This is a genomic window from Pseudomonas gingeri (genome assembly GCF_013386165.1).
Lineage (GTDB): Bacteria > Pseudomonadota > Gammaproteobacteria > Pseudomonadales > Pseudomonadaceae > Aquipseudomonas > Aquipseudomonas gingeri_C.
In genome coordinates this window covers 76,866-98,706 of sequence record NZ_JACAOS010000017.1, presented here as the reverse complement: position 1 = coordinate 98,706, position 21,841 = coordinate 76,866, and the positions used below count along the sequence as shown (strand labels likewise).

The following is a 21,841-nucleotide window of genomic DNA, read 5'->3' as shown; positions in this document are numbered from 1 at the left end:
ACGATAACGCGGGGCATCAGATGCCCTGCGGTGCCTGGGCTACCATCGCGAGCAAGCTCGCTCCTACAGGGGGTGTGTTCGTTTTCAGGGTGGTGTTTGATCAGTGACGCTTGCGATTGCTGATCAGGGTGCCCATGCCGGTATCGGTGAAGATCTCCAGCAGCACCGCATTCGGCACGCGACCGTCGATGATCAGCGAGCTGCCGACCCCGCCCTGTACCGCTTCCAGTGCACAACGAATCTTCGGCAGCATGCCGCCGTAGATGGTGCCGTCTGCGATCAGGTCGTCGACCTGGGTAGTGCTCAGGCCGGTCAGCACCTTGCCTTCCTTGTCCATCAGGCCGGCAATGTTGGTCAGCAGCATCAGCTTCTCGGCCTTCAGGGCCTCGGCGATCTTGCCCGCCACCAGGTCGGCGTTGATGTTGTAGGACTCGCCATTGGCACCGACACCGATCGGCGCGATCACCGGGATGAAATCACCCTTGACCAGCAGGTTCAGCAGATCGGTGTTGATCCCGACCACTTCGCCGACCTGGCCGATATCGATGATTTCCGGCTGGGTCATTTCCGGGGTCTGGCGGGTCACGGTGAGCTTTTTCGCGCGGATCAGCTCAGCGTCCTTGCCGGTCAGGCCGATGGCACTGCCGCCATGACGGTTGATCAGGTTGACGATGCTCTTGTTCACCTGGCCGCCGAGGACCATCTCCACCACGTCCATGGTCTGGGCGTCGGTCACGCGCATGCCATCGATAAAGTGGCTCTCGATGGACAGGCGCTTGAGCAGGTCACCGATCTGCGGGCCACCACCGTGGACCACCACCGGGTTGATCCCCACCGCTTTCATCAACACGATGTCGCGGGCAAAACCGGTTTTCAGCTCTTCGCTTTCCATGGCGTTGCCGCCGTACTTGATCACCAGCGTCTTGCCGACGTATCGGCGGATGTAAGGCAACGCTTCGGAAAGAACCTTGGCGGTATTGGCAGCGGCATCGCGTTCGAGGGTCATTCAGGGCTCCGGTGGAACAAGTGGTCGGACGGTGCAAAGACTACGCTTTTACACCGTCCAAAGGTCAGAACGGTAGTGGCAGATCAGGCGCAACACGTTTTAATTGGGCGTGGAACACGTCCTTGATGCGCTGCAATTCGGCTTCGCTGTCGGCTTCGAAGCGCAGGACCAGCACCGGCGTGGTGTTGGACGCGCGGACCAGGCCCCAGCCCTGGGGATAGTCGACCCGCACACCGTCGATGGTGGTCAGGTTGGCATCGCCCCAGTCGGCGTCGCGTTGCAGTGCATCAATGATGCTGAATTTGCCCTCGTCGGTCACATTGATATTGATTTCCGGCGTGGAAATATCGTTCGGGAAGGTCGCGAACAGGTCTTCGGCGCTGGATTTCTCCTGGCTGAGGATCTCCAGCAGGCGCGCGGCACTGTAGATGCCGTCGTCGAAACCGAACCAGCGTTCCTTGAAGAAGATATGCCCGCTCATTTCGCCGGCGAGCAGGGCGCCGCTTTCCTTCATCTTTTTCTTGATCAGTGAGTGGCCGGTTTTCCACATCACCGGACGACCACCGTATTCGCGGATCAAGGGCGTCAGGCGACGGGTGCACTTGACGTCGAAAATGATATCCGCACCTGGATTACGTGCGACCACGTCCTTGGCGAACAGCATCAGCAGGCGGTCCGGGAAGACGATATTGCCGGTGTTGGTCACCACGCCCACGCGATCGCCGTCGCCGTCGAAGGCCAGGCCCAGGTCGGCCCCGCTTTCCTTGACCTTGGCGATCAGGTCCACCAGGTTCTCGGGTTTGCCCGGATCCGGATGGTGGTTGGGGAAGTTGCCGTCGACCTCTTCGAACAACGAGATCACTTCGCAGCCCAGGGCTTCGATCAGTCGCGGGGCGATGACCCCGGCGGCGCCGTTGCCGCAGTCGATCACGACCTTGAGCTTCTTCGCCAGCACGATGTCGTTGCGGATCTGCTCGAAGTAAGGGGTGAGGATGTCGACTTTCTCGATGCTGCCCTTGCCGCTGCTCAGGTCGTTGGTCTTGAGGCGGGTGTGCAGGGCCTGGATCTGTTCGTTGGCCAGGGTGTCGCCGGCGATGACGATCTTGAAGCCGTTGTAGTTCGACGGGTTGTGGCTACCGGTGAGCATCACCCCGGACTTGCCGGCCAGCACGTTGGCGGCGTAGTAAAGCGCCGGGGTCGGCACCAGGCCGACATCGCTGACATGGCAGCCGCTGTCGTGCAGGCCCTGGATCAACTGCTGGACCAGCTCCGGCCCGGACAGGCGACCGTCACGGCCAACCGAAACGTTGGGTTCGCCCTGGGCCAGGCTCTGGGCGCCGATGGCGCGGCCGATCCAGTAGGCGGTTTCGCCGTTCAGGAACTCCGGGACCGTGCCGCGGATGTCGTAGGCGCGGAAGATGCTGTCAGGGAAACTCGGGATGGCAGGTGCGGTGCTGTTCATGATTTGGGGGGGCTCCGTTCCCAGGAAATCCTGGTGTTCGTCGAGAATATCGATATCGAGAATGTCGGTATCTTGGAACAGCGGATCGGCCCAGGCGACACTTGGCGCTTCGGGCTGGATCGGCGCTGGGGCGTTGCGAGGCGCAACGCCTGGATCACTGCCGGCAGGCTCGGGATGACCGTTGCGCAAGGAAAAGCGCGCCAGATCCTGAGCCAGTCCATTGAGGGCCGGCAGGCTCAAGCTGAAGGCTTTGACGGCTTTCCCGCCCGAGAGTTCGTGAAACAGTTGCTCCAGCTGTCGGGCATCGCCGTCTAGGCGGTTTTGCAGGCGTTTGTGGGTCAGGTAGATCCCCAGCAGCGCGCCGCCCAGGGCGAGCAGGGCGGCCAGCAACGTGACCCCATAGGCGCTCAAGGGATAGGGCAGCTTGAGCAAGGGGCCGGGACTGAATTTCAGTGTCCAGTTGGGGTTGCCGGTGCTGAAGGGATAACTTTCGTCCGCTGTTGCCGTTCCGCGCTGGTCCAGTACCTGTTCCGGGCTGCCGAGGACACTTTGCGTCAGGCGCAATTCGCCCGTCTCGGGGTGCCAGGCACTGAAGGACTGAAGCAGTCGTTGCAGATCGAATACCAGCAGCAGGGTGCCGCCGCTTTGGCTGTCGGCGGAGGCCTTGAGCGCAGCCACGCTATAGACCAGCCAGCGTTGGCCGATCTTGTAGGCTTCCGGTGCCGGGTGGGTGCCTCTTTCGGCGCGGGTGATCAGGTCCAGTGCGGAAAAATTCAGCGGCGCGGCGCGGTCATTGCTCGGTTGGGCCTGGCCGGGCAGGTAGAGTTGCGCGTCCACCAGGTCGCTGGCGAAGCGCAGGCCGGCCTCCGCGGCTTTGACCTGGTCGGCGTTCTGGCTTTGCAGGGCCTTGAGCAGCGAAGGATCAAGGGCTTTGGCCTCGGTCTGGGCGATCAGGTCACGGGTCGCCTGGCTCAGGCCCGTAGCGGCCACGGCGCCGGGATACTGCGCCAGGCTGCTGCGCAACGTCTGGTTCCACGGCGCGACCACGCCAAACCAGAGCAGCGCAGCGGCCAGGAGCAAACCGCCCAAGGCAATCTGCAGTCCTGGCAACAAAGGTTTGCTGGCGTCGCCTGGAGGCGCGTGGCCGTTGCTTTCATGACCGCCGACGGTCTTTGCACTGCGCTTGAAGCCTTTCAAATACTGCCTCCGAGAGGATCATCCTGAAATTCAACGCGCACCGTTCGGACCGGTTCTGGATCAGCTTAGGTCAATGGCTGCCCGAGTGCCCGAAACCGCCGGCACCGCGTTGGCTTTCGTCGAAGGTTTCGACCAGTTCGAAGTGCGCCTGGACCACCGGCACCAGCACCAGTTGGGCAATACGCTCGCCGACGACGATGTTGAAGGCGCTCTGGCCACGGTTCCAGCAGGACACCATCAGTTCGCCCTGGTAGTCGGAGTCGATCAGGCCCACCAGGTTGCCCAGTACGATGCCGTGTTTATGACCGAGGCCGGAGCGCGGCAGGATCAGGGCGGCGAGGCCCGGGTCGCCGATGTACACGGACAGGCCGGTGGGGATCAGCAAGGTCTGGCCCGGTTCCAGTACGGTGTCCTGCTGGAGCATGGCGCGCAGGTCGAGGCCGGCGGAGCCCGGCGTGGCGTACTGTGGCAGCGGGAATTCACCGCCGATGCGTGGGTCGAGGATCTTGGCTTGCAAAGCGTGCATGAAAATTAAACCTGGTTCAGTCGTTCGGCGATAAAGGACACCAGCTGGCGGGCAATCTTGCCCTTGCTGGTCTGGGCAAAGAGCGTCGCATGGAGCTTGCGGTCGATCACGCTGCAGGCGTTTTCCTCGCTGTTGAAGCCAATGCTGGGGTTGGCCACGTCATTGGCGACGATCAGGTCGAGGTTCTTGTCCTTGAGCTTGCGTGCAGCGTAGTCGAGCAGGTGTTCGGTCTCGGCGGCGAAACCGACGCTGAACGGACGGTCGGCACGGCTGGCAATAGTGGCCAGGATGTCCGGGTTACGCACCATCTGCAGCAGCAGGCCGTCGCCGTTCGTAGGGTCTTTCTTGAGTTTTTGCGGGGCAACGACTTCCGGGCGGTAGTCCGCGACTGCGGCCGAGGCGATAAACAGGTCGCAGGGCATGGCCGCTTCGCAGGCGGCGAGCATATCGCGGGCGCTGACCACGTCGATGCGGGTCACCCGGTCCGGGGTCGGCAGATGCACGGGGCCGGTGATCAGGGTCACCCGGGCACCGGCTTCGACCGCGGCTTCGGCCAGGGCAAAGCCCATTTTCCCGGAGCTGTGGTTGGTGATGTAGCGCACCGGGTCGATGTTTTCCTGGGTCGGGCCGGCGGTGATCAGCACGTGTTTGCCGGTCAGGGCCAGGTGCTGGAAGCAATCGGCGGCGCAGTGCGCCAGGTCCGTGGCTTCGAGCATGCGCCCCAGGCCGACGTCGCCGCAGGCCTGGCTGCCGGAGGCCGGGCCGAAGACCTGAATGCCGCGGCTTTGCAGCAATTGGGTGTTGGCCTGGGTGGCCGGGTCGCGCCACATGGCCTGGTTCATGGCCGGGGCGATGGCCACGGTGGCGTCGGTGGCGAGCACCAGGGTCGTCAGCAGGTCGTTGGCGATGCCCTGGGCCAGGCGCGCGATCAGGTCGGCGGTGGCCGGGGCGATCAGCACCAGGTCGGCCCATTTCGCCAGCTCGATATGGCCCATGGCGGCTTCGGCGGCCGGGTCGAGCAGGTCCAGGTGCACCGGGTGCCCGGACAGTGCCTGCATGGTCAGTGGGGTGATGAACTCGCTGCCGCCGCGGGTCATGACCACGCGCACTTCGGCGCCCTGGTCGAGAAGTCGGCGAACCAGCTCGGCGCTCTTGTAGGCAGCAATGCCGCCGCCGACGCCGAGAACGATGCGTTTCCGATACAGCCGCTGCATAGACCTGCCTTTTAGTCCGGTGATGGCGACCCCCTGACGACGCCTCCCCAGGCCAGATCAAGGGTAAAAATGATGGGCTAAGATAACACAGCGACCGCCAGGGAACAGCGGCGCCACAAGGACAGGGAGGTGCAATGAGTATTCGTGATTGGCCGGCGACGGAGCGGCCACGGGAGAAATTGCTGGAGCAGGGCGCGGCGAGTCTGTCGGACGCCGAGTTGTTGGCGATCTTCTTGCGCACCGGGGTTTCCGGCAAAAGCGCGGTGGACCTGGCCCGGGATCTGTTGAGTCGGTTCGGCAGCCTGCGCAATCTGCTGGAGTCCGACCAGAAGGCGTTTGCTTGTCAGTTGGGCCTGGGACCGGCGAAGTTCGCGCAATTGCAGGCGGTGCTGGAGATGGCCCGTCGGCATCTGGCCGAGCGCCTGCGGCGCGACTCGGTGCTGGAAAGCCCGCGGGCGGTGCGCGATTACCTCAAGGCAATGCTGCGCCATGAGCCCCATGAGGTGTTCGCCTGTCTGTTTCTCGACAGCAAGCATCGGGTGTTGGCGTTCGAGCCGTTGTTTCACGGCTCCATCGACAACGCCAGCGTCTACCCGCGGCAGGTGGTCAAGCGGGCGCTGGCGCATAACGCGGCGGCGTTGATCTTGTGTCACAACCACCCTTCGGGGGTTGCCGAGCCCAGTCAGGCCGATCATGTGCTGACCAAACGGCTGAAAACGGCGCTGGAATTCGTCGATGTGCGGGTGCTCGATCACTTTATCGTCGGCGAGGGCGAGCCCTTGTCGATGATGGAGCGTGGTTGGATGTAGGGGGATCGGATTGGGATCGGGCAAACGCTGCGATCCCTTGTAGGAGCCGAGCTTGCTCGCGATCGGCTGCGCAGCAGTCGTAAAACCTGTGCTTGCGGTGTATCTGGCACACCTCGTCCGCCGGATTGCGGCCGCTGCGCGCCCGATCGCGAGCAAGCTCGGCTCCTACAGGAACCGTGCCCGCTGTCGTGATGCGGTGCCGATCAGGGCTTTAGGCTGACCTTGGAGAAGTCCTGCCGCCCAAACGGACTCACTTCATAACCCTTGACGTTCTTGCGCAGCAAGGCAAAGGCCGTCGGATGCGCCAGCGGTACCCACAAGGCCTGTTGCTGGATCTGCGCCTGGGCCTGTTCGTACAGCTTGCTGCGTACCCCTTGTTCGCTGGTGGTCTTGCCAGCGCTGATCAGCTTGTCCAGTCCCGCATCGCAGTAGCGGGCGAAGTTGGTGCCCGACTTCACCGCGGCACAGGAGAATTGCGGGGTCAGGAAGTTGTCCGGGTCGCCGTTGTCGCCGGCCCAGCCCATGAACAGCAGGTCATGCTCACCGGCCTTGGCCCGGCGGATCAGTTCGCCCCATTCGATCACGCGGATCTGCGCCTGGATGCCGACTTCGGCGAGGTCGGCTTGTAGCAGCTGGGCGCCGAGGCTGGGGTTGGGGTTGAGCAGGCTGCCCGACGGGCGCGTCCAGATGGTGGTCTGGAAACCGTCCTTGAGTCCGACCTTGGCCAGTAGGGCCTTGGCTTTTTCCGGGTCATGGGCGTAGCCGGGCAGGTCCTTGGCATAACTCCAGGTATTGGGTGGGTACGGGCCGTTGGCGGCCTCGGCGGTTTCTTCGAACACCGCCTTGAGGTAGCTGTTCTTGTCGACGGCGAGGTTGATGGCCTGGCGCACTTCCGGCTTGTCCAGCGGTGGATGCTGGCTGTTGATGGCGATAAAGGCGGTCATGAAGGCCGCGGTTTTTTCCACCTTGAGCGTCGGCTCCTTGCTGGCGGCCACGACATCCAGGGGTTTGGGCGACAGTGCGATCTGGCATTCATTGCGCCGCAGCTTCTGCAGGCGCACGTTGGCATCCGGGGTAATGGCGAAGATCAGGTTGTCGACCGCCGGCTTGCCCGCGAAATAGTCCGGGTTGGCGCTATAGCGGATCGAGGCGTCTTTCTGGAACCGACCGAACACGAACGGCCCGGTGCCGATGGGTTGGCTGTTGAGCTTTTCCGGGGTGCCCGCGGCCATCAGCTTGTCGGCGTATTCCGCCGAATAGATCGAGGCGAAGCCCATGCTCAAGGCGGCGAGGAAGGTCGACTCGGGGTGGTCGAGGGTGAACCGCACGGTCAGTGGATCAGTGGCCTCGATCCGTTTGATCAGGCTCGGCAGTTGCAGCGACTGGGCGTGGGGAAAGCCGCTCTGGGCGACCTGATGCCACGGGTTGGCCGGGTCGAGCATCCGTTCGAAGCTGAAACGCACGTCGCTGGCGGTCAGGTCGCGGGTCGGCTTGAAGTAGTCGGTGTGATGGAATTTCACCCCCGGATGCAGCTTGAACTCGTAGACCAGGCCGTCGTCGGACACGGTCCAGCTGTCAGCGAGGCTGGGCACCAACTTGCCGCTGGCGGCGTCGAAGTCCACCAGGCGGTTCATCAGCACGTCGGCTGAGGCATTGGTGGTGGTCAGCGAGTTATACTGCACCACGTCGAACCCATCGGGGCTGGCTTCGGTGCAGACGCTCAGTGTGCTGGCGGCGAAGGCCGGCAACCCGAGGAAGGGGACGAGCAATAGCGGTAGGGCAGCGAGACGCATATTCAGTATCCTTTGCAGGTCGTTGTCCCATCTGCGAGTGCAGTCTGGAAAAGTCCTACCCTAGAGGTATGGACGGTAATTGACTATCCCGTTTTTACCGGGTTTTGCAGTTTGCCTGCTTCCCCCGATATTTTCACCGCACGGTTTGGCGGGCCTTTTGGACCGATGATCGGCATTGTGCGACGAGCGGCCTTTCAGGGCGCCAGCCCATGCTGCTGGCGTGCTGGCCGGCTATTTCTGATGCGCTGCCTGGGTTTTAATCACACATTGTGTTGTTGCACCTTGGTCTTTCTGGTATAAAGCAGCGCTCTTTTCTAGGGGCCCGGTTCCTTCGCTTGTAGGTGTAGCCGGTAAGACCCTTAAAGAAACGCGGCGCCTGGCGCCAAATGACTGAGAGATTAAGCGGCCAACCCATGCCGGGTTGGGCATGTGGTTTTAGAGGGCTGAGGCATGTCTAGAGTCTGTCAAGTTACCGGTAAGGGTCCGGTGACTGGGAATAACATTTCCCACGCAAACAACAAAACCCGTCGTCGTTTCCTGCCGAACCTGCAGCATCACCGCTTCTGGGTCGAGTCCGAGAAGCGTTTTGTGCGTCTGCGCGTATCCGCCAAGGGCATGCGTATCATCGACAAGCGCGGCATTGATGTCGTGCTGGCCGAAATCCGTCGCGATGGCAAGGTATAAGGAGCTAAATCATGCGTGAATTGATTCGTTTGATCTCGAGCGCCGGTACTGGTCATTTCTACACGACTGACAAGAACAAGCGCACTACTCCGGACAAAATCGAGATCAAGAAATATGATCCGGTTGTTCGTAAGCACGTGATCTACAAGGAAGGCAAAATCAAGTAATTGATTTTGTTTTTCAAGAAAAACCCCGACTTGTTCGGGGTTTTTTTTCGCCCTTTTTTCGGCCGACTCCCGCCTGTTGCGTGTCTGATTCCTACATTTTTCCCGTTGCACCTTTCCTAGACTGGGGTGAACACCGAACGGATGCGGATGTGGAGAGCGCTCATGATGATTGCAAGGATGTTTGGCTTCCTGCTGCTGGTGGTATTGGCGGCGGGCAGTATCGCGGTTTTGGCGGCGCCATCGTCGCCGTCGAAGGCCGGCGCCGCTACGGATGCCTATGTGCGCAGGATGACCGAGGCGACCCAGGCCGCCTGGCCCGCGCTGGCTGAGTTCAGCGAGGTCACCCGGGTCTTCGCGGATGTCCAGTTGTTGACCAGCAATGGACAGCGGGCCTGGTTGATGAATGCTCACGGCGGGCATGAGATCGACATGGCGGCGATCCGGGCACTGGGGCCGTCCTACGCATACAAGTCGTTCGACAAGCTCCGCTGGCAAGGTCGCCCGGCAGTCTTTGTGGGGATGGGCGAAACGTTGCCTGGGGATGAAATGCAGCGGCTGGAGGATCCCCAGGCGGTCCCCGAGCTGTTTGGCTTGGCGACTCACGAGGCCTTCCACTTTTACGCCGAAGAGGCCTGGGCGCATCATCCGGGGGCCGAGCGCAGCATTCGCTATCCCGCGATTGCCGAGCCGCGGCTGTATCGCAACCAGATGATTCGCCACTTGCTGGCGGCGGTCCGGGGCGAGCCCGATGGGCTGGCGCGGGCCAGCTACTGGTATCGCCACTGGTTGGGCGAACATGCCCATGAGTCGACGGGCATTCGCAATACCGACCGCTCCGAAGGCAGTGCCTATTATGTGGAGCTGATTGCTCAACTGCTGGCGCTCGGGCTGGAGCCGGGCACCGTTGAATGGCACGCGCTCATGCTCAAGAAGCTGAGCCTGTCGGGGCAGACCGAGTACTTGGCCGCCGATCATGAAAGTTATGCGCTGGGTGCCCTGGCTGGACATCTGCTCGATCGCCAGGGGGTGAATTGGCTGCCTCGTGTTGCTCGGGGAGAAATGCCCGTGTCGATACTCCTGGGTTCGGTTTCGGCCCTCGAAAACCCGCCTGACGAATCTCTGGGTCAACGCCTCGAAGACGCGATCGCCAAGGAAAATCGCCAGGCCGCGCAAGCTTTCGAGGCATTCCTGCTGCGTTTCAACGATCCGACGGGCAAGCGCCTGCTGGTGCCGCAGGGAGCCATGCAGGGAAGTTTCGGGCTCGGGAATACCTACCGGATCGCCGCGCTGCCCGAAAAAATTGAAACCGGAGTCGAGGCCAGGTTCGCCTTGAGCGACGGCCGAATCGATCTGCGGGCGGCGACGGTGGCTTCCCAGGTCAAGGAGGACTGTGGGCGGAAGGACTTCTACTGGATCCTGGCCCTGAGCGAGGCCGAGTTCGAGGAAACGGCCGAGGGCCGTCTGCGTTTCGAGCGCGATGACCTTCAGCTGGACATTCCCTATCCGCGTAAGTCCACCCAGGACCCGCGGTCCTGGTGCGTCCAGGTTTGATCAGGCTTTCTGTTCGAAGACCACATAGATCTTGCGGCAGTGTTCCAGCACCTCCCAGGTGCCCTTGAAACCCGCTGGAATCACGAAGCGATCACCGGAGCGCAAGGTCTTGGCATTGCCGTCGTTGTCGCGCAGCACCGAGACGCCCTGGACGATTTCGCAGTATTCATGCTCGGTGTAGTTCACCGTCCACTGGCCCACTGCGCCTTCCCAGACGCCGGCATTCATCTGTCCGCAGGGGCTGCCATAGTGGTTGTAGATCGTCTGCTCGGGGTCGCCCTTGAAGACTTTCTCCGCTGCCGGGCGAAAGCGTTCCGGCGTGGTGGTGGCTTCGCTGAAATCGACGATGTCCTGGATACTCATACTGCTCTTCCTCTGCGGTGATGGGCCTTGGGTCGTAAGCACCGAGTCTATGTTTATTAAAATGAACATGGCAACGCTGTTTGGCGAGCTTATGTCAAATATATTGAAACATCAGGTGCCGCTGGTTTAGGGTGGTGGGTGCCATGGGCCCTAATCGGCGTCCATTGGACAGGATTCTGAACGGTGCTGGCGCAAGAGCGCACGGCTCCAGTATTTCAACAAGAGGAGGACACTCGAATGATCACCCTGACTCGTGCTGACTGGGAACAACGTGCCCGCGAGCTGAAGATTGAAGGCCGTGCCTACATCAATGGCGAATACACCGCCGCGGTCTCGAATGAGACGTTCGAGTGCATCAGCCCGGTTGATGGCCGCCTGCTGACCAGCGTTGCCAGCTGTGATGTGGCAGATGCCCAGCGCGCTGTGGAGAGTGCCCGCGCGACGTTCAATTCCGGTGTCTGGTCGCGCCTGGCCCCGGCCAAGCGCAAGTCTGCGATGATTCGTTTCGCCGCGTTGCTGAAGGTCAACGCCGAGGAGCTGGCCCTGCTGGAAACCCTCGACATGGGCAAGCCGATCAGTGACTCCCTGCACATCGACGTTCCCGGCGCGGCCCAGGCCCTGAGCTGGAGCGGCGAGGCCATCGACAAGATCTATGACGAAGTGGCCGCCACTCCCCACGATCAGCTGGGTCTGGTGACCCGCGAGCCGGTGGGCGTGGTGGCGGCCATCGTGCCGTGGAACTTCCCGTTGATGATGGCTTGCTGGAAGCTCGGGCCGGCGTTGTCCACGGGTAACTCGGTGATTCTCAAACCTTCGGAAAAATCTCCGCTGACCGCGATCCGCATCGCCGCCCTGGCGGTTGAAGCCGGTATTCCGGCGGGCGTGCTGAACGTGCTGCCGGGTTATGGTCACACCGTCGGCAAGGCCCTGGCCCTGCACATGGACGTCGATACCCTGGTGTTCACCGGTTCGACCAAGATCGCCAAGCAACTGTTGATCTACTCCGGCGAGTCCAACATGAAGCGCGTCTGGCTCGAAGCCGGTGGCAAGAGCCCGAACATCGTCTTTGCCGATGCCCCGGACCTCCAGGCCGCCGCCGAATCCGCTGCCAGCGCCATTGCCTTCAACCAGGGTGAAGTCTGCACCGCCGGTTCGCGCCTGCTGGTGGAACGTTCGATCAAGGATCGCTTCCTGCCGTTGGTGATTGAAGCGCTGAAGACCTGGAAGCCGGGCAACCCGCTGGACCCGGCGACCAATGTCGGTGCCCTGGTGGATACCCAGCAGATGAACACCGTGCTGTCGTACATCGAGTCGGGCCATGCCGATGGCGCCAAGCTGGTGGCCGGTGGCAAGCGGACCCTGCAGGAAACCGGTGGGACCTACGTCGAGCCGACCATTTTTGATGGTGTGAGCAACGCGATGAAGATCGCCCAGGAAGAAATCTTCGGCCCAGTGCTGTCGGTGATTGCCTTCGATAGCGTGGAAGAGGCGATCAGCATTGCCAACGACACGCCGTATGGCCTGGCGGCGGCGGTCTGGACCGCGAACATCTCCAAGGCGCACCTGACCGCCAAAGCCCTGCGGGCCGGCAGCGTGTGGGTGAACCAGTACGATGGCGGCGACATGACCGCGCCGTTCGGTGGTTTCAAGCAATCGGGCAACGGCCGCGACAAGTCGCTGCATGCGTTCGACAAGTACACCGAGCTGAAGGCGACCTGGATCAAGCTGTAAAGCCGTCTTCGATCCCGAGGGCGCCGCGAAACCTGTAGGAGCTGGCTTGCCGGCGATGAGGCCCTTGGGCCAGGCATCGATCTTCCGACCGCCATCGCCGGCAAGCCGGCTCCCACAATGATCGTGTTTTGCCTGGTACATGACTGGGCAGCCCCCATAACACAGCCGGACTCTCCGCCAGGAAGTCCGGCTGTGTTGTCTTGAAGAAAAATTATCCACAGGAGCGTGGAACATGCGTTGGGCGACTTATTTCGCCGTGCTGGCTTCGGTACTCAGTGTCGGCTTGGCACTGGGCGTGAGCATGCCGTTGGTGTCCCTGCGGCTGGAAAGCTGGGGTTATGGCGCCTTCGCCATTGGTGTGATGGCGGCGATGCCGGCCATCGGGGTTCTGCTCGGGGCCAGTGTCTCCAGTCACCTGGCCTCGCGCTTCGGCACCGCCAGGCTTATGGCCCTCTGCCTGTGGGCCGGGGCCTTGTCCATCGGTTTGCTGGCGCTGCTGCCCAGCTATCCGGTGTGGCTGGTGCTGCGCCTGATGATCGGGGTGATCCTGACCATTGTCTTTATCCTCGGCGAAAGCTGGATCAATCAACTGGTGGTCGAGCAGTGGCGCGGGCGTCTGGTGGCCCTGTATGGCAGCACTTATGCACTGAGCCAACTGTCTGGTCCGCTGCTGCTGGCCGCCGTGGGCACCGAGGGCGACTACGGTTTCTGGGTCGGCGTGGGTTTGCTGGTGGCCGCACCGTTCCTGTTGCTGGGGCGTAGCGGTGCGCCGACCTCGGAGTCCAGCCGCGTCACGCTGATGGACTTGCTGGGTTTCTGTCGGGGTTTGCCGGCCATTGCCTGGGCCATTTCGCTGTTTGCTGCCTTCGAGGCGATGATTCTGACCTTGCTGCCGGTGTATTGCCTGCGCCAGGGTTTCACGGCGGATATCGCCTTGGCGATGGTCAGCACGGTGGTGGTGGGCGATGCCCTGCTGCAGTTGCCCATTGGCGCCTTGGCCGACCGCGTGTCCCGGCGCGCGTTGTTCAGCGGTTGTGCCCTGGCCCTGATGCTGTCGAGCCTGGCGGTGCCCCTGTTGATCGACACCTTGCTGATCTGGCCTTTGTGGGTGCTGTTCGGTGCCAGCGCGGGCGGGCTGTTCACCTTGTCGCTGATTCTGATCGGCGAGCGTTATCGCGACGACGCGCTGGTGCGGGCCAACGCCCATGTGGCGCAGTTGTGGGGCGTCGGCTGCCTGATCGGGCCGTTGGTGGCCGGCGCGGGCAGCCAGTGGATCAGCGGGCAAGCCTTGCCGTTGTTCATGGCGGCCGGGGCAATGGGGTTGCTGGTATTGGTATTGCGTCAGGACGCCTTCGGTACCTGTAGGAGCGAGCTTGCTCGCGATCAGCCGGCAGGCTGACGTTTCGGCGGCGTTCGTGGCGTCGTCATCGCGAGCAATCGAGCGTCGACCGGTTGCTCCTACAAATCCAGCGAATGCCTGGAAGGCCTCAGAGCATCCGCTCCAGCCCGATATGGTTGGCGAACCAGGCGTTGAACTGGCGCCACCAGTTACCCGGCTCGCGGTGCAGTTCGTGGAGCTGCCCGTTATCTTCAGTGACCCAGACAATCTGCCCCTGCTCCAGGCGTGGCTGGTAGCTCAGGGCCGGGGCCATGCCGCGCAAGGCCAGGGCGCGAACGTGTTCCGCCAGCTCCGGGCTGTCCACCAGCACGCCGACTTCGGTGTTCCACAAGACCGAGCGTGGGTCGAGGTTGAACGAGCCAATAAAGGATTTCTGTCGGTCGAAAATCATCGCCTTGCTGTGCAGGCTGGAGTCCGAGCCATTGTAGCCAGCACTGTGAAACAGATGGGGCCCGCTGCCGCCACGGTTGCCGGGCTGGCGGCGCAGTTCGAAAAGCTTCACGCCGTGCTCCAGCAATGCCTGGCGGTACGGCGCGTAACCACCGTGAACGGCGGGCACGTCGGTGGCTTCCAGCGAATTGGTCAGCAGGCTGACCGAGACCCCGGCGTCGGCGCGCCCGGTCAGGTAGACCAGCCCTGGCTGGCCGGGCACGAAGTAGGCGGAAATCATCATCAGTTCGCTATGGACGCTGGTCAGCTCCGGCGCCAGTTGAGTGGTCAGCAGCAGTTGCGGATCCGGCTCGCCCCTGGCCAGGACCTTGCTCGGTGCGTCCCACAGCGCCTGGCTCCAGGCCCAGATCAGCTCGCGGCGCCAGAGGTCCATGCGCGGTTCGCTCTTGTAGGCCCGAAGCTTCAGGTACAGGGCGGTATTGTGCTGGCGATAGCTGCCCAGCGAATCCTTGAGCTGCTGCCGGGCCTTGGCCAGTTCCGTCGTGGATGGTGGGTTGGAGAGGAAATCGCCGATGGGCACGCTCAGGGCGCTGTTCCAGTATTGGTCGAAGCTGTGCCCGAGCTGCTCGGCCACGGGGCCGAAGCCGAGCAGGTCGATATCGGTGAAGTTCAGGTCCGGCTGAGCGCCGAAATACTCGTCCCCCAGATTGCGTCCGCCGACGATGGCCACGCTGTTGTCGGCCAGCCACAGCTTGTTGTGCATCCGCCGATGTTGTTGCGACAGATTGAACAGGCGGCCCAGGGTACGGGTCGTTCCGGTGCTGCGCCCCAGGTTCAGCGGGTTGAACAGGCGGATATGGATATTCGGATGGGCGGCCAGCGTGCCGATGACCGCGTCGAGCCCGTCGCTGGCGGTGTCGTCCAGCAGGATGCGCACCCGTACGCCGCGATCGGCAGCCTTGAGCAGTTCGTCCACCAGCATGCGGGTGCTCAGGCCGTCATGGACGATGTAGTACTGCAGGTCGAGGCTGACCTGGGCGTCGCGGATCAATTCGGCCCGGGCCCTGAACGCCTCACTGCCGTTGGGCAACAGGCGAAAGCCCGAGCGTCCCTGCCAGGGCGCGGCCTGGGCCTGGATCGAACGGCCGAAGGCCGACTCGCTCGCCGGCAGGGCTTGGCTGGGAAACCGTGGAACCTCCAGGGAGGCGCATCCGCTCAGCAGCAGGGCAATGAGCAGCAAACAGGCTTTCAACGTTCATCGCCCCGGGTCATGGCAGGTGTCGGTATATGGACGCTGTCTGGCGGGTAAAGGTCAATGCGCCAGTAATTTGATCGCGGCCGCGCCGACTTTGCGCACGGCTTCTTCGATCAATGCGGTTGGCTTGGCAGCGTAGTTCATGCGCAGGCAATTGCGGTATTTGCCCGAGGCGGAAAAGATGCTGCCGACCGCGATCTGCACGCCCTGGTCCTGCAGTGCCCGGTTCAGGCGCAGGGCATCGAAGCCCTCGGGCAGCTCGACCCAGAGCATGAAGCTGCCCTGGGGACGACTGGCGCGGGTGCCGGCGGGGAAATAGCGGCTGATCCAGTCGATCATCAGGTCGCGGTTGCGCTGGTATTGGCTGCGCATGCGCCGCAGATGCGGCTCGAAGTGGCCGTTTTTCAGGAAGTCGGCGATGGCCAGCTGCGGTTGCGGCGCGGTGGAGCCGGTGCTGATGTACTTCATGTGCAGTACCCGCTCGAGGTAACGACCGGGCGCGACCCAGCCGATGCGCAGGCCGGGGGCGAGGGTCTTGGAGAAGGAGCTGCACAGCAGCACGCGGCCGTCTTCATCGAAGGACTTGATGGTGCGCGGACGGGGGTAGGTATAGGCCAGTTCGCCATACACATCGTCTTCGATAATCGCTACGTCGAAGCGCTGGGCCAGGGTCAGCAGGGCCCGTTTGCGCGACTCCGGCATGATGTAGCCCAGCGGGTTGTTGCAATTGGGGGTCAACTGTATGGCTTTGATCGGCCACTGTTCCAGGGCCAACTCGAGGGCGTCGAGGCTGATGCCGGTGATCGGGTCGGTGGGGATTTCCAGGGCCTTCATGCCCAGGCCCTTGAGGGTCTGCATGGCGCCGTGAAAGCTTGGGGAGTCCACCGCGACGATGTCCCCCGGCTCGCAGATGGAGCGGATGCTGGTGGACAGGGCCTCGTGGCAGCCGGTGGTGATCACCAGGTCGTTGGGGCCAAGCTGGCAGCCGGAGTCGAGCAGCAGGCGCGCCACTTGTTCGCGCAGCCCGAGGTTGCCGTGGATATTGTCGTAGGACAGGCCGGGCATGTCCTGGCGGCGGCTGATCTGCGCCAGGCTGCGCAGCAGCGGTTTCAGGGTCGGGCTGTCGATGTCCGGCATGCCGCGGCCCAACTGTACGGTGTCTTCACGCGGGACGGCGCGGATCAGTTCCAGCACCTGCTCCCATTGCGAGATATCCACAGGGCGTTGCGCCGGGCGCCCAACCACGGGCAACGCTGGCAGCTCGCGGCCCACGGGCACGAAATAGCCGGACTTGGGCTTCGGCTGGGCCAGCCCGCTGTCTTCCAGGACGCGATAGGCCTGCTGCACCGTGCTCAGGCTGACACCGTGCTCTACACTCAATGCCCGTACAGAAGGCAGTCGATCACCGGGACGATAGAAACCTTGTTCTATGCGGGTTCCAAGCAGTTCGGCGAGGTTGACGTAGAGGGTCATGGCACAGTCCTCGGGGGTATTGGAAAGCATTGGCCGGTACAGATAGAGCAAAAATACAGGATTCAGTCGCGCTTTGGCGAGTTCTGTATTGAATTAATAAAAATTGATTGAATCTGTAATGGTTTTGGCCGTTCGCCCATCCTGTGTACTCATGGCAATCGAGTCACAAAGGAGCATAGGTAATGAACGGCATGAGCGATGTGCGTCTGGTTTTGCGCAGTCAGGAACTGGTGATCGAGTACGAGCGGGCAATCAAGGCGTCCTCCGCCCGTCGTTGCGCGCCGGCCTTCGGTCTCATGGGCTTGTTCTGGCATCGCCTGCGTACCCGCAAGAGCTTGCTTGCACTCACCTCCGAGGAGCTGCGCGACATAGGATTGACCGAGGAGCAGGCCCGGGAAGAAGGCTTGAAACCGTTCTGGCGTTCCTGACACGGAGCAGGTTTGCTGCCGGGAGCGGCCTTTTCAGGCAAAATCCACGCTCATTCTTCTTCCGGTCGTCGTTCGATGAGTTGCAACAGTCAGAAAATCCGCTTTCTGCGCCAGCAAATTCCGTCTTTCGACTGTGTGCCGGGCTGTCACGACTGCTGCGGGCCGGTAACCACTTCTTCCGAGGAGATGGCCCGCCTGCCGCGCAAGACCGCCGCCGAGCAGGAAGCCGCGCTGAATGAGCTCAACTGTGTACACCTGGGCCCGAACGGCTGCACGGTATACGACGAGCGGCCGCTGATCTGTCGTTTGTTCGGGACAACGCCGACACTGCCTTGCCCCAATGGCCGACGTCCCGTGGAGATGATTCATCCACGGGCCGAGCAACAGGTGCACGAATACATCGCCACCACCCGGCAGGTACTCGTCTAGCTTCAATCCGGAATCGGCAGGTTCAGGCTCTCTTTCACTTCCTCCATCACGATATAGCTCTTGGATTCCCGCACATGGGGCAGCTTGAGCAGGATGTCGCCGAGCAATTTCCGGTAGGAGGCCATCTCGGAAATCCGCGCTTTCACCAGGTAGTCGAAATCCCCCGAGACCAGGTGGCATTCCAGCACATGAGGCAACTTCAGCACGGCACGTCGGAATTCTTCGAAGGTGTCGCCTGATTTGTAGTCCAGGCTGATCTCAACGAACACCAGCAGGCTGCCTTTGAGGTGCTGTGGGTTCAGCCGGGCGTTGTAGCCCATGATGATGCCTTCGCGTTCGAGCCGGCGAACCCGTTCGGTACAGGGGGTGGTGGACAGGCCGACCTTTTCGCCCAGCTCGGTGAATGAGATGCGTCCGTCGGCCTGCAGGATGCGCAGGATATTGCGGTCGATCTTGTCCAGCTCGCGCTTGGTCTGATGGTTGGTTCTCATTAGGGAATGCCCCTCCGTCAAAAGCGATAGTGCCGAGAATTCTCGCCAAATATAGGCACTTATATAGTGAAAAGCACTGGCTATTGTTTTTTACACTGCGCGCATCTTGGCTCTGAACACTAAACACCGGCACCTGGCCGCGGATTGAGGAATAGACACATGCGAGTTCTGGTATTGGGTAGCGGCGTCATTGGTACCACCAGTGCTTATTATCTGGCCCGGGCCGGTTTCGAAGTGGTGGTGGTCGACCGTCAGCCGGCCGCTGCCATGGAAACCAGCTTCGCCAACGCCGGCCAGGTCTCGCCCGGTTATGCCTCGCCCTGGGCCGCCCCGGGCGTGCCGCTCAAGGCCATCAAGTGGTTGCTGCAGCGCCATGCGCCGCTGGCGATCAAGGCCACCGCTGATATCGACCAGTACCTGTGGATGGCGCAGATGCTGCGCAACTGCACCGCCAGCCGTTATGCCGTGAACAAGGAGCGCATGGTCCGCCTGTCCGAGTACAGCCGCGACTGCCTCGATGAATTGCGCGCCGAAACCGGGATTGCCTATGAAGGGCGCAGCCTGGGGACCACACAGTTGTTCCGCACCCAGGCGCAACTCGATGGCGCGGCGAAAGACATCGCGGTGCTCGAGGCCTCCGGCGTACCTTACGAACTGCTCGATCGCGACGGCATTGCCCGGGTCGAACCGGCCCTGGCCAGCGTCACCGATATCCTCGCCGGTGCCCTGCGCCTGCCGAACGACCAGACCGGCGACTGCCAGATGTTCACCAGCCGCCTGGCCGAAATGGCTGTCAAACTGGGTGTGGAGTTCCGCTTCGGCCAGGACATTCAGCGGCTCGACCATGCGGGCGACCGTATCAATGGTGTGTGGATCGACGGCAAGCTGGAAACCGCCGACCGCTACGTGCTGGCGCTGGGCAGTTATTCACCGCAGTTGCTCAAGCCGCTGGGGATCAAGGCGCCGGTCTACCCGCTCAAGGGTTATTCGCTGACCGTGCCGATCACCAACCTGGCCATGGCCCCGACCTCGACGATTCTTGATGAAACCTACAAGGTCGCGATCACTCGTTTCGACAACCGCATCCGAGTGGGTGGCATGGCGGAAATCGCCGGTTTTGACCTGTCGCTGAACCCGAAGCGACGCGAAACGCTGGAGATGATCGTCGGCGATCTTTATCCTCAGGGCGGCGACCTCGAGCAAGCCAGCTTCTGGACCGGTTTGCGCCCGACCACACCCGACGGCACGCCGATCGTGGGGGCCACTTCATTCCGCAATCTGTTCCTGAACACCGGTCACGGCACGCTCGGCTGGACCATGGCCTGTGGCTCCGGTCGCTTGCTGGCTGACCTGATGGCGAAGAAGAAGCCACAGATCAGCGCCGAAGGCCTCGATATTTTCCGTTATGGCAACACTCCCCGGGAGACTGCAAAACATGTCAATCCAGCGCCAGCTCACCAATGAGCGTTTGAGCCCGCTCGTCGTTGTTGTGACTGCCCTGACTTAAGTACGATCCCTCTCCCGGTGCGAGGGCGGCTGCATTGCCGTTCGCGCCGGTTTTTTATTCCCGTCCTCGACTGTCCAGAAGTTTGCCGCCATGCGTCCTGCCCGTGCCCTGATCGACCTCCAAGCCCTGCGTCACAACTACCAATTGGCCCGCGAAGTCTCGGGAGCCCGAGCCCTCGCGGTGATCAAGGCCGATGCCTATGGTCATGGCGCGCTGCGCTGTGCCCAGGCCCTGGAAGCCGAGGCCGACGGTTTTGCCGTGGCTTGTATCGAGGAGGCTCTGGAACTGCGGGCCGGAGGGATTCGCGCGCCGATCCTGTTGCTGGAAGGCTTTTTCGAAGCCGACGAACTGCCCTTGATCGTCGAGCATGATTTCTGGTGTGTGGTGCATGCGCTCTGGCAGTTGGAAGCCATCGAGCAGGCGGTGCTGGCCAAGCCGATCAATGTCTGGCTCAAGTTGGACTCGGGCATGCACCGGGTCGGGCTGGAACCGGCGGACTACCAGGCGGCTTACCAGCGCCTGCTGGCCAGCGGCAAGGTGGCGAAGATCGTCCTGATGAGCCACTTCGCCCGTGCCGACGAGTTGGGCAGCCAACGCAGTGCCGAACAGGTGGCGACTTTCGAAGCGGCACGCCAAGGCCTGTCGGCTGAGGTCAGCCTGCGCAACTCCCCGGCGGTGCTCGGTTGGCCACAGATTGCCAGCGATTGGGTGCGTCCCGGCATCCTGCTGTTCGGCTCGACGCCCTTCGAAGAGGAAAACCCCCTGGCCGCGCGCTTGCAGCCGGTCATGACCCTGGAGTCGAAAGTCATCAGTGTGCGTGAACTGCCGGCGGGTGAGCCGGTGGGCTACGGCGGCCAGTTCGTGGCGCCGAAGCCGATGCGCATAGGTGTGGTGGCCCTGGGTTATGCCGACGGCTATCCGCGTCACGCGCCGACCGGCACGCCGGTACTGGTGGCCGGCCAGCGCAGCCGGTTGCTGGGCCGGGTGTCGATGGACATGCTGTGCATCGATCTCACCGATGTGCCCCAGGCCGGGCTGGGTTCGACGGTGGAGTTGTGGGGCAAAAACGTGCTGGCCAGCGAGGTCGCGGTTCAGGCCGAGACCATTCCTTACGAGATTTTCTGCAACCTGCGCCGGGTACCACGGCTCTACACCGGGAGCTAGGGGAAATCCCGCTGCGCCACAGGTCGTCTCGCCGAGGTGGATTCGGGCCCTGAGTGTTGTAAATACTGAACGCTATGCCATGATATCGCTCAATTACAACATTGCCTGAACCCCTGGGAGGCTGCCGTATTGGACGTCGGTGAACGACTGCAATCCATTCGAAAACTGAAAGGTCTGTCTCAGCGTGAACTCGCCAAACGCGCGGGCGTCACCAATAGCACCATTTCAATGATTGAGAAAAACAGTGTCAGCCCCTCGATCAGTTCGCTGAGGAAGGTGCTTGGCGGCATTCCCATGTCCATGGTCGAGTTCTTTTCCGAGGAAATCCTCCAGGAAAAACCGACCCAGATCGTCTACAAAGCCAACGAGCTGATCGATATCTCCGATGGTGCCGTGACCATGAAGCTGGTCGGTCGCGCGCATCCCAGCCGTGCCATCGCGTTCCTCAATGAGATCTATCCTCCAGGTGCCGATACCGGGGAAGAAATGCTCACCCATGAAGGTGAAGAGACGGGCATCTTGTTGGAAGGTCGACTGGAATTGGTGGTCGGTGCAGAAACTTTCGTCCTCGAAGCGGGCGACAGCTACTATTTTGAAAGCACCAAGCCGCATCGCTTTCGCAACCCGTTCGATACTCCCGCGCGACTAATCAGCGCAGCGACACCGGCAAACTTTTAACAGCAAGAGGCGCCAGGTCAGGGATTTCAAGGCGCCCGGCAGTGTGGATTCGCCACTCGAGCAATACCCTTGCAACTACTGTGGTTGTTTCGGAGTGGCAATCGAACCGCTATACTCACGCCGC

At 62.1% G+C, this 21,841-nt stretch carries 20 protein-coding genes; 11 read left to right on the top strand and 9 right to left on the bottom strand.

Features of this window, described 5'->3' with window-relative positions; genetic code table 11:
- Positions 1-100 precede the first annotated feature (100 nt).
- From argB to coaBC, 4 genes are all read right to left on the bottom strand, one after another.
- Complete coding sequence (gene argB / locus HX866_RS20705; protein WP_177094030.1) at positions 101-1,006, bottom strand: acetylglutamate kinase; 906 nt, start codon at positions 1,004-1,006, stop codon at positions 101-103.
- Positions 1,007-1,070: 64 nt separating this feature from the next.
- Entirely contained in the window at positions 1,071-2,468 is a 1,398-nt protein-coding gene (locus HX866_RS34080) for a phosphomannomutase/phosphoglucomutase (RefSeq protein ID WP_218179224.1), read from the bottom strand.
- A 1,267-nt stretch (positions 2,469-3,735) separates the two neighbouring features.
- Positions 3,736-4,191: a dUTP diphosphatase gene (gene dut, locus HX866_RS20695; protein ID WP_177094032.1), complete on the bottom strand. Its 456-nt coding sequence runs from the start codon at positions 4,189-4,191 to the stop codon at positions 3,736-3,738.
- A gap of 5 nt (positions 4,192-4,196) precedes the next feature.
- Complete coding sequence (gene coaBC, locus HX866_RS20690; RefSeq protein ID WP_177094033.1) at positions 4,197-5,405, bottom strand: bifunctional phosphopantothenoylcysteine decarboxylase/phosphopantothenate--cysteine ligase CoaBC; 1,209 nt, start codon at positions 5,403-5,405, stop codon at positions 4,197-4,199.
- 134 nt (positions 5,406-5,539) lie between these two features.
- Between coaBC and radC the strand changes: the two genes are divergently transcribed.
- Positions 5,540-6,214: a RadC family protein gene (gene radC, locus HX866_RS20685; protein WP_177094034.1), complete on the top strand. Its 675-nt coding sequence runs from the start codon at positions 5,540-5,542 to the stop codon at positions 6,212-6,214.
- 203 nt (positions 6,215-6,417) lie between these two features.
- On the opposite strand, the gene HX866_RS20680 is transcribed toward radC, so the two are convergent.
- Positions 6,418-8,007: an ABC transporter substrate-binding protein gene (locus tag HX866_RS20680; protein WP_177140333.1), complete on the bottom strand. Its 1,590-nt coding sequence runs from the start codon at positions 8,005-8,007 to the stop codon at positions 6,418-6,420.
- Positions 8,008-8,457: 450 nt separating this feature from the next.
- Between HX866_RS20680 and rpmB the strand changes: the two genes are divergently transcribed.
- From rpmB to HX866_RS20665, 3 genes are all read left to right on the top strand, one after another.
- Positions 8,458-8,691, top strand: coding sequence for a 50S ribosomal protein L28 (rpmB, locus tag HX866_RS20675; RefSeq protein ID WP_100942174.1), 234 nt, complete (start codon positions 8,458-8,460; stop codon positions 8,689-8,691).
- A gap of 11 nt (positions 8,692-8,702) precedes the next feature.
- Complete coding sequence (gene rpmG, locus HX866_RS20670; protein ID WP_003177274.1) at positions 8,703-8,858, top strand: 50S ribosomal protein L33; 156 nt, start codon at positions 8,703-8,705, stop codon at positions 8,856-8,858.
- Positions 8,859-8,984: 126 nt separating this feature from the next.
- Complete coding sequence (locus HX866_RS20665) at positions 8,985-10,409, top strand: hypothetical protein (RefSeq protein WP_371319274.1); 1,425 nt, start codon at positions 8,985-8,987, stop codon at positions 10,407-10,409.
- Here the strand turns inward: HX866_RS20665 and HX866_RS20660 are convergent, their stop codons facing one another.
- Complete coding sequence (locus HX866_RS20660; RefSeq protein WP_177094037.1) at positions 10,410-10,772, bottom strand: cupin domain-containing protein; 363 nt, start codon at positions 10,770-10,772, stop codon at positions 10,410-10,412. It lies immediately after the preceding gene.
- A gap of 237 nt (positions 10,773-11,009) precedes the next feature.
- Here HX866_RS20660 and HX866_RS20655 point away from each other — a divergent pair, with 237 nt between their 5' ends.
- Together HX866_RS20655 and HX866_RS20650 are read left to right on the top strand one after the other, a co-directional pair.
- Positions 11,010-12,503, top strand: a complete 1,494-nt coding sequence (locus tag HX866_RS20655) for an aldehyde dehydrogenase (protein WP_177094038.1) — start codon at positions 11,010-11,012, stop codon at positions 12,501-12,503.
- Positions 12,504-12,735: 232 nt separating this feature from the next.
- Positions 12,736-13,902, top strand: a complete 1,167-nt coding sequence (locus HX866_RS20650) for an MFS transporter (RefSeq protein WP_177140332.1) — start codon at positions 12,736-12,738, stop codon at positions 13,900-13,902.
- An 88-nt stretch (positions 13,903-13,990) separates the two neighbouring features.
- Here the strand turns inward: HX866_RS20650 and HX866_RS20645 are convergent, their stop codons facing one another.
- Complete coding sequence (locus tag HX866_RS20645) at positions 13,991-15,544, bottom strand: phospholipase D family protein (RefSeq protein WP_177140331.1); 1,554 nt, start codon at positions 15,542-15,544, stop codon at positions 13,991-13,993.
- A 60-nt stretch (positions 15,545-15,604) separates the two neighbouring features.
- Positions 15,605-17,020 carry an aminotransferase-like domain-containing protein gene (locus HX866_RS20640; protein ID WP_177094041.1) on the bottom strand — a complete coding sequence of 472 codons (1,416 nt, stop codon included), beginning with the start codon at positions 17,018-17,020 and terminating at the stop codon, positions 15,605-15,607.
- 182 nt (positions 17,021-17,202) lie between these two features.
- Here HX866_RS20640 and HX866_RS20635 point away from each other — a divergent pair, with 182 nt between their 5' ends.
- Both HX866_RS20635 and HX866_RS20630 read left to right on the top strand, forming a co-directional pair.
- Entirely contained in the window at positions 17,203-17,448 is a 246-nt protein-coding gene (locus HX866_RS20635) for a DUF1127 domain-containing protein (protein WP_177094042.1), read from the top strand.
- Between the two features lie 75 nt (positions 17,449-17,523).
- Positions 17,524-17,877, top strand: coding sequence for a YkgJ family cysteine cluster protein (locus tag HX866_RS20630; RefSeq protein ID WP_177140330.1), 354 nt, complete (start codon positions 17,524-17,526; stop codon positions 17,875-17,877).
- A 2-nt stretch (positions 17,878-17,879) separates the two neighbouring features.
- On the opposite strand, the gene HX866_RS20625 is transcribed toward HX866_RS20630, so the two are convergent.
- Positions 17,880-18,368 carry an Lrp/AsnC ligand binding domain-containing protein gene (locus HX866_RS20625; protein ID WP_017125528.1) on the bottom strand — a complete coding sequence of 163 codons (489 nt, stop codon included), beginning with the start codon at positions 18,366-18,368 and terminating at the stop codon, positions 17,880-17,882.
- A 159-nt stretch (positions 18,369-18,527) separates the two neighbouring features.
- On the opposite strand from HX866_RS20625, the gene dadA reads away from it, so the two are divergent.
- The 3 genes from dadA (at position 18,528) to HX866_RS20610 (ending at position 21,717) form a co-directional block, all read left to right on the top strand.
- Positions 18,528-19,832, top strand: coding sequence for a D-amino acid dehydrogenase (dadA, locus tag HX866_RS20620; protein ID WP_177140329.1), 1,305 nt, complete (start codon positions 18,528-18,530; stop codon positions 19,830-19,832).
- Positions 19,833-19,965: 133 nt separating this feature from the next.
- A complete protein-coding gene (gene alr / locus HX866_RS20615; protein ID WP_177094044.1) occupies positions 19,966-21,039 on the top strand; it encodes an alanine racemase in 1,074 nt (357 codons plus the stop codon).
- A 129-nt stretch (positions 21,040-21,168) separates the two neighbouring features.
- Positions 21,169-21,717: a cupin domain-containing protein gene (locus HX866_RS20610; protein ID WP_100942162.1), complete on the top strand. Its 549-nt coding sequence runs from the start codon at positions 21,169-21,171 to the stop codon at positions 21,715-21,717.
- Positions 21,718-21,841 lie beyond the last annotated feature (124 nt).